The following is a 5787-nucleotide window of genomic DNA, read 5'->3' as shown; positions in this document are numbered from 1 at the left end:
GAACGGGGAACAAAATGTTATTTTGTTCCCCGCGCATTAAAATCCCCACTTACCACCAGCCACCAGCCGCCCGCCGTTCTTCCTTAGCGTTTCTGTTTCGTGCCAGTACAAGAGTTATTGTTCGCAGGCTGTTTTTTCAGATTTGCGCCGTATGGGCGGGCTTTAGTAGGGGCGCGGTGTGGCTATATGCCACATAAGCCCCTAGGGACCGACCAGACGGCCAAATATGGAAAAATGTGGCCCATCAAACGCAAACAAGGGGAAAAATGTTATTTTTCCCCTTGTGCGTTAATCTCTAAACTTACCACCAGCCGTTATTCCTCATCTTCGTTGTAGGTGCGGACAAAGAGGAGTATATACGCCAGCAACGTCGCCCCGAAAAAGATTAAAAAGCAGTAAGAAAACCACCACATCTTATTCATCGGGTTATAATCCAACATCATGGAATTAAAAAACAACGCGCACAGCACTACCGTCAAATACCCCCACACAAAAAGCGTGACGGCTTTTAAGCAAGTATCCACCGTACCGATAATAAAACCTTTCTGTTCGTACGGTCTTTTTAAGTAAGCAAATAATTTGTGCATAAAAGTAAACTCCTACTTAGCCTGTTGATTAGCCGGGAAATACGGGTTTCCGGCGGACGACCCCAACCGCACAGACGGCTGATACGCCGGGGCGGACGCTCTTTTAGCCGCCTTGGGGGAAGCCTCGTACGCAAAATACCCGCTCAACGGTACGCCGTCGTTTTCCGCCTCGGTGCCCGGTATTTCAAAAGTGCCGTCGCCTTTATCCGTAAGGGTCACTTCTTTGCCGTCGTATTTTACCGTGACGGGGCCCTCGTATTGGCCGGGCTCCCCTTTGCGGCGCATAACAATAATGGTGCGGGCACTGCCCGTGGGCGGCATTTGGAAAGTAGACCCCGGGAACAGCTCCAACACGGCGGCGTTTACGTCGCGCTCATCTTGGGAGGACAGCGTGTCGTTTTCAAATAGCGGATACACAACGGCTTCCCAATATTCCCGGTTTCTGGAAAGGGGTTCTTCTTTATATTTTTTGCCGGGCTGCTTAATATAGCGCGGGATTTTAACCTTGTCTTTAGGTTTGGGGGAAGACACATAATAAGACGAAAAATACACCACGCGCGGCTCGTTAGGTGCTTTTTCCGGCTCCGGGGTCAGGCAGTATTCCACCTTTTGCTGGGTGGATTTATCCAAATTGCGGTCCACGCGGGTTTCACAGGTGGACTGGGCGTATGCCGCCGGGGCCAATAAGGCACAAACAACACAAAGGGTAGGTATGTTTTTTATCATAATAAAAAAATCTCCGTACAATATATAATATAATACATTTTTTTGATTTTTGCACTGCTTTTTACCGGGCTCGGCCTTTTTGGGCCGCGCAAGCCGCCCCTAATAAAAAACCCCCGCTTAAAAACGGGGGTAATAAAAGTGTCACCGGGTGGGTTCGAACCACCGACCTAGCGCTTATGAAACGCTCGCTCTAACCAACTGAGCTACGGTGACTAAATCTGACTTAATTATTATAACAAAACTTTTAGTACCCGTGCAAGATTTTTATTTTCTCCGTCGGGGAGTGCGGTTAATCAATCATGCGGTAATCGTTCAATTTATCCGGCATGGCGCCGTTTCTGGCGGTGATAAAATCCTTTTGGGCTTTTTCCTGTTCGCCTTTTTGCAAATAGGCCGCGCCGCGCGCGTTATACACATCCGCCGCCGGAGCCAACAAAATGACGGACGTATAATCCGCAATGGCTTTATCGTATTCTTTCAACATCAAAAATACGCCCGCGCGGGAAAAGAACGTTTCCGGCTTGCTCGGATTAAGGCGAACGGAAATATCAAACATTTTAATAGCATTTTGATAATCCCCCCGCGCCGCCAAAGCGGAGCCTAGCGCCGTGTATCCGTCCGCCTGATAAGGGTTCTTTTCCACTACGGTCAAAAAATCTTCCTGTGCGCGGGCATAATCCCCGGAGAAAAAGTACGCCGCCCCGCGGGAGGCATACACGGCGGTCAAATCCGGGTTCATAGCCAGGGCTTTATTATACGCTTTAATCGCCTGCGGGATTTTGCCGTCTTTCACAAAGCCGTCCCCGCGGGTTAAATATTCGCTGGCGGTGGGCAAGGTTTGGCACGCGGCAAGCCCCGCGCAAATTAAAGTAAACAGTAAAATTTTTTTAGTCATATTTTTCCCCCTTTCAAAAGGTCCTACCAAATTATACAACAAAAGGCCCAAAATCTTCTAGGTACAAAAAAATGTTTTTTTGGGCCCAAGGGCCCTTTTGCAAACACTAAAAAACAGGTATTCTAAAAGTATAGTAATCAACCTCCTAAATGTTTTAATCCCCCAAACCCCTCTGGTCCAAAACCCTGCCAGGGGGGTTTCCCTATTTAGCGGGGTGCCTTTTATGATAAAATAGGGTAAGAGGTTTTTTATGACGACACCGCGCATCACTTTATTTATTATTGCCCATAACGAAGAAGCCAAACTGGCTAAATGTATTTTAAGCACCAAAGGTTTGGTGCATGAAGTTATTGTAGTCAATGACCGCTCCCAAGACCGCACGGAAGAAATCGCCCGCGAATTGGGTGCCATTGTGTTCAGCCGGGATTTTGACGGTTTTGCCAACCAAAAGAATTTTGCCCTTTCTAAAGTAAATGGGGATTGGGCCCTTAATTTAGATGCCGACGAAACCTTATCCCCCGCCTTGAAAGAGGAAATACGCCGCACAGTGCAAAACACGCCGCACAGCGGGTTTAATATTCCGTTTTCCAACTATTTTTTAGGCAAAAAAATGAACCACAGCGGCTTAAATAAAGAACACCACCTGCGTTTGGTGCGCACCAAAAACGCGCATTATGTGGGCGGGCTGGTACACGAGGGGCTGGAAGTAAAAGGCACGGTGGGCAACTTAAAAAACGCCATTAACCATTATTCGTACGATTCCATAGAAACCTATTTCCGCAAATTAAACCATTACACTTCTTTAGCGGCGGAACAAATGTATAAAAACGGGCGGAAATTTTCCTTGCCGTTCGTGCTGATTACCATTCCGTTTGAATTTTTGAAACGCTACCTGTTAAAATTGGGCGTGTTGGACGGCATACGCGGCTTTATTTGGGCGAGTTTTTCCGCCTTTTATGTATTTGTTAAATATATGAAACTTTGGTTTCTGTGGGAGAAACGCTCCGTATGATGTGGCTACTGGGCGTACTGGTTCTGCCGTTTTTGGCGGCGGCTTTTTATGTGCCGGCGCGGAAATTATGTTGGTGGCTCCCCCCCAAAAAAGGGCTTACGGTGTTTATGTATCACCATGTGGCCATAACGGCCCCCACCGACGGGCAATACCCCTTTACCGTCACCCCGCAACAGTTTGAAAGCCATTTGGAAGTATTAAAAAAATTAGGCAAAACGCCTATCGGGCTTACGGAGCTGAAAAATCCGTCCGTCCAAAACCCGGTCATGCTTACTTTTGATGACGGCCACCAAGACAATTACACCACGTTATTCCCCCTCTTAAAAAAGCACCAAATCAAGGCCGTCATCTTTTTGATTACGGAAAAAATCGGCACGCCCGGCTTTATTACCTGGCAACAAGCGCGGGAAATGCAAGCCTCCGGCTGGGTGGAGTTTGGCTCCCACACCGCCACGCACCAACGCTTGCGCAAAATTTCCGATGCAGAGATTATCCGCGAACTGGCCCAAAGCCGTGCCACTATTCAAAAGGAACTTGGTTTTGTGCCGGACGCGTTTTGCTATCCGTTTGGGGCGGGCGCGTTTGATAAGCGCGTGCGGGCGCTGGTTTTGCAAGCCGGATTTGTGTATGATTTCAGCACCAAAAAAGGCGTAAACCCCTGGCCCTTAAACCCGCATAAACCCATTAAGCGGGCGTTCCCGCGCGGTGGGGAAAGCGCGCTTGATTTTACTTTACAAGTCACCCGGGGCCGGAGCCGTTTTTAATGATGAAATACGCATTGATTTTTTTAGGTATTGCCGCCGTGGGCGGGTGGTGTGCGCTTTACTTTCCGTTCTGGAAGAAACGCCGCCCGGTTTTAACCGTTTTGCGCTTTGGCAAAATAGGCTCCGGCAAAGGCTATATTTCCCCGCAAGCGTTGGAAAAGCGCCTAAACGCCCTGCAAAAATGGGGCTTTACCGCTATTGTGCCGGAAGATTTATTAGCCGCCAAACAAGGCGTGCAACTGCCGCCGAGGCCGGTTTTACTGGTGTTTGAATACGGCCTGGAAAGTTTTTATAAAACGGTATTTCCGCTATTAAAAGCACGCGGGCAAAAAGCGTGCGTTTGTTTGTGTGCGGATTATATCGGCCAATACAATGCGTGGCAGAACCCCTATAAAGACCCCTGGCAAAACACGTTAACGGCGGAAGAATTGGCCCAGTTGCAAAAAAGCGGGCTAATCAGCTTTGCCTCGCACGGCTTAACGTATGCGGACTTAAACGCTTTGCCGCAGGAAACCGCCGCCGCGCAGGCCCGGGAGGCGCGCTACCGCTTGCAACATACCTATCAGCTGACGGTAAACACGTTTTTTTATCCGCAAAGTGTGCCCACTAAAGAACTGGACCAACAAGTAGCCGCCGCAGGCTATGCGGTGCGCTTGAGCCGGAGCCGGGGCGCAAACCTTTTGCCTGCCCGGTTGGAAACGCCTTTACATACCGTATGCGGTGGACTAAATTTACTGCGTTTGCGCGCCAAATTAACCCGCGGATAAACTGGGTTGTTTGGGAATTTTCCCTATAAATAAAACTGCCCCGCTTGGGCACGTGGCCTTGGGCGGGGTGTAAAAGTGTGCTAAACGGTGCTATAACGCGCACAAAGCGCGGACAGATTAGTTGTCAGTGGGGTTAAGGCAGTCCTGCCCAAGCGTTCCGTTATTACAACCAAACAGAGAGCCTTTTTTCAAAATCCGCTATAACTGCCAAGGCAGTACCGCCCAATCGTTCCGTTATTACAACAGTAAGTCGTAGGCGAGTCAATCCCGCAAAAGTCCGCACATAATTTTTGCCCGACTAGGCTGTTGCTTCTGCACATGACATTATCACCATGATAATAGCGTATCAAGTTATACTGGTATCGCAACGATGGGGACCACGGGGTTCCATCAAACCGACGAGTCGCCTGTACATAATCAACTCCTTGTAGCGTTATCGAAAACCCATTTCCACCGGCTCCGTAATTTTCGGGGTCCCCATCGGTGAAATACGTTCTCCCACTTGCCCCCTTGGGGGAAACATCTAAACCACGGAAATCTTCCGCATAGCGGTTGGTTTGCATATATTTGCGGCGTTGGGATTTAACAACGCTGTCCATGAGTGTGACGGCTTCCGCCATACGGGAGCGTTCCACCGCCTTAGAATACTCAGGCAGTGCCATAGCGGCCAAAATGCCGATAATGAGTACGACGACTAACAACTCAATCAGCGTAAAGCCGCCTAAACGGCTTATATTTGCGTTTTTCATGTAAAACCTCATTTTTTGATAAATTTTGCTTATAACAAAATTTATCAAAAAAAAAAAACAAAACAACCCCTATTAAATAACGGCAGGCAAAGCCCCCATATTTTAAGGATAATTTTTCCTAAAAAACTTTTCCGCGCCCTTTTATTTTTTATTGATTTTTACTTATTTTTATATTTCCCCGACGAGCCGCCCGATTAAACAGTGTGTATTTTTATGCTTTTTAGATAAAATTTTTTGCTTTTACTCTTGGGGCGGCGCCCCAAACCCGCCTTACTTTTTTCATTGCA

At 48.1% G+C, this 5787-nt stretch carries 7 protein-coding genes and 1 tRNA gene; 3 read left to right on the top strand and 5 right to left on the bottom strand.

Features of this window, described 5'->3' with window-relative positions; all coding sequences use genetic code 11:
- Positions 1–314: 314 nt before the first annotated feature.
- From ACQY18_RS06155 to ACQY18_RS06140, 4 genes are all read right to left on the bottom strand, one after another.
- A complete protein-coding gene (locus ACQY18_RS06155; protein ID WP_428039235.1) occupies positions 315–587 on the bottom strand; it encodes a hypothetical protein in 273 nt (90 codons plus the stop codon).
- Between the two features lie 12 nt (positions 588–599).
- Positions 600–1313 (bottom strand): hypothetical protein, encoded by a 714-nt coding sequence (locus ACQY18_RS06150; protein WP_428039234.1) that lies wholly within the window; start codon positions 1311–1313, stop codon positions 600–602.
- A gap of 139 nt (positions 1314–1452) precedes the next feature.
- Positions 1453–1526 (bottom strand) — tRNA-Met (locus ACQY18_RS06145).
- A gap of 76 nt (positions 1527–1602) precedes the next feature.
- Positions 1603–2208 (bottom strand): tetratricopeptide repeat protein, encoded by a 606-nt coding sequence (locus tag ACQY18_RS06140; RefSeq protein WP_428039233.1) that lies wholly within the window; start codon positions 2206–2208, stop codon positions 1603–1605.
- A 250-nt stretch (positions 2209–2458) separates the two neighbouring features.
- Here ACQY18_RS06140 and ACQY18_RS06135 point away from each other — a divergent pair, with 250 nt between their 5' ends.
- The 3 genes from ACQY18_RS06135 to ACQY18_RS06125 are packed head-to-tail and all read left to right on the top strand — an operon-like array spanning position 2459 to position 4751.
- Positions 2459–3220, top strand: coding sequence for a glycosyltransferase family 2 protein (locus ACQY18_RS06135; protein WP_428039232.1), 762 nt, complete (start codon positions 2459–2461; stop codon positions 3218–3220).
- Positions 3217–3984: a polysaccharide deacetylase family protein gene (locus ACQY18_RS06130; protein ID WP_428039231.1), complete on the top strand. Its 768-nt coding sequence runs from the start codon at positions 3217–3219 to the stop codon at positions 3982–3984. The genes ACQY18_RS06135 and ACQY18_RS06130 overlap by 4 nt, the downstream gene beginning before the upstream one ends.
- Entirely contained in the window at positions 3984–4751 is a 768-nt protein-coding gene (locus tag ACQY18_RS06125) for a polysaccharide deacetylase family protein (protein WP_428039230.1), read from the top strand. Before ACQY18_RS06130 ends, ACQY18_RS06125 begins: the two co-directional genes overlap by 1 nt.
- Before the next feature lie 188 nt (positions 4752–4939).
- Here the strand turns inward: ACQY18_RS06125 and ACQY18_RS06120 are convergent, their stop codons facing one another.
- Positions 4940–5512: a type IV pilin protein gene (locus tag ACQY18_RS06120; protein WP_428039229.1), complete on the bottom strand. Its 573-nt coding sequence runs from the start codon at positions 5510–5512 to the stop codon at positions 4940–4942.
- Positions 5513–5787: the final 275 nt, after the last annotated feature.

Origin of the sequence: Candidatus Avelusimicrobium faecicola (assembly GCA_900540405.1) — a bacterium.
Lineage (GTDB): Bacteria > Elusimicrobiota > Elusimicrobia > Elusimicrobiales > Elusimicrobiaceae > Avelusimicrobium > Avelusimicrobium faecicola.
This window is presented reverse-complemented; position numbering and strand designations above follow the sequence as displayed.

What these genes read in the sequence shown, in the direction of transcription:
- ACQY18_RS06135 (WP_428039232.1), top strand. Translation starts at nt 2,459, where the DNA reads ATGACGACACCGCGCATCACTTTATTTATTATTGCCCATAACGAAGAA.
- ACQY18_RS06120 (WP_428039229.1), bottom strand. Translation starts at nt 5,512, where the DNA reads ATGAGGTTTTACATGAAAAACGCAAATATAAGCCGTTTAGGCGGCTTT.
- ACQY18_RS06155 (WP_428039235.1), bottom strand. Translation starts at nt 587, where the DNA reads ATGCACAAATTATTTGCTTACTTAAAAAGACCGTACGAACAGAAAGGT.
- ACQY18_RS06125 (WP_428039230.1), top strand. Translation starts at nt 3,984, where the DNA reads ATGATGAAATACGCATTGATTTTTTTAGGTATTGCCGCCGTGGGCGGG.
- ACQY18_RS06130 (WP_428039231.1), top strand. Translation starts at nt 3,217, where the DNA reads ATGATGTGGCTACTGGGCGTACTGGTTCTGCCGTTTTTGGCGGCGGCT.
- ACQY18_RS06140 (WP_428039233.1), bottom strand. Translation starts at nt 2,208, where the DNA reads ATGACTAAAAAAATTTTACTGTTTACTTTAATTTGCGCGGGGCTTGCC.
- ACQY18_RS06150 (WP_428039234.1), bottom strand. Translation starts at nt 1,313, where the DNA reads ATGATAAAAAACATACCTACCCTTTGTGTTGTTTGTGCCTTATTGGCC.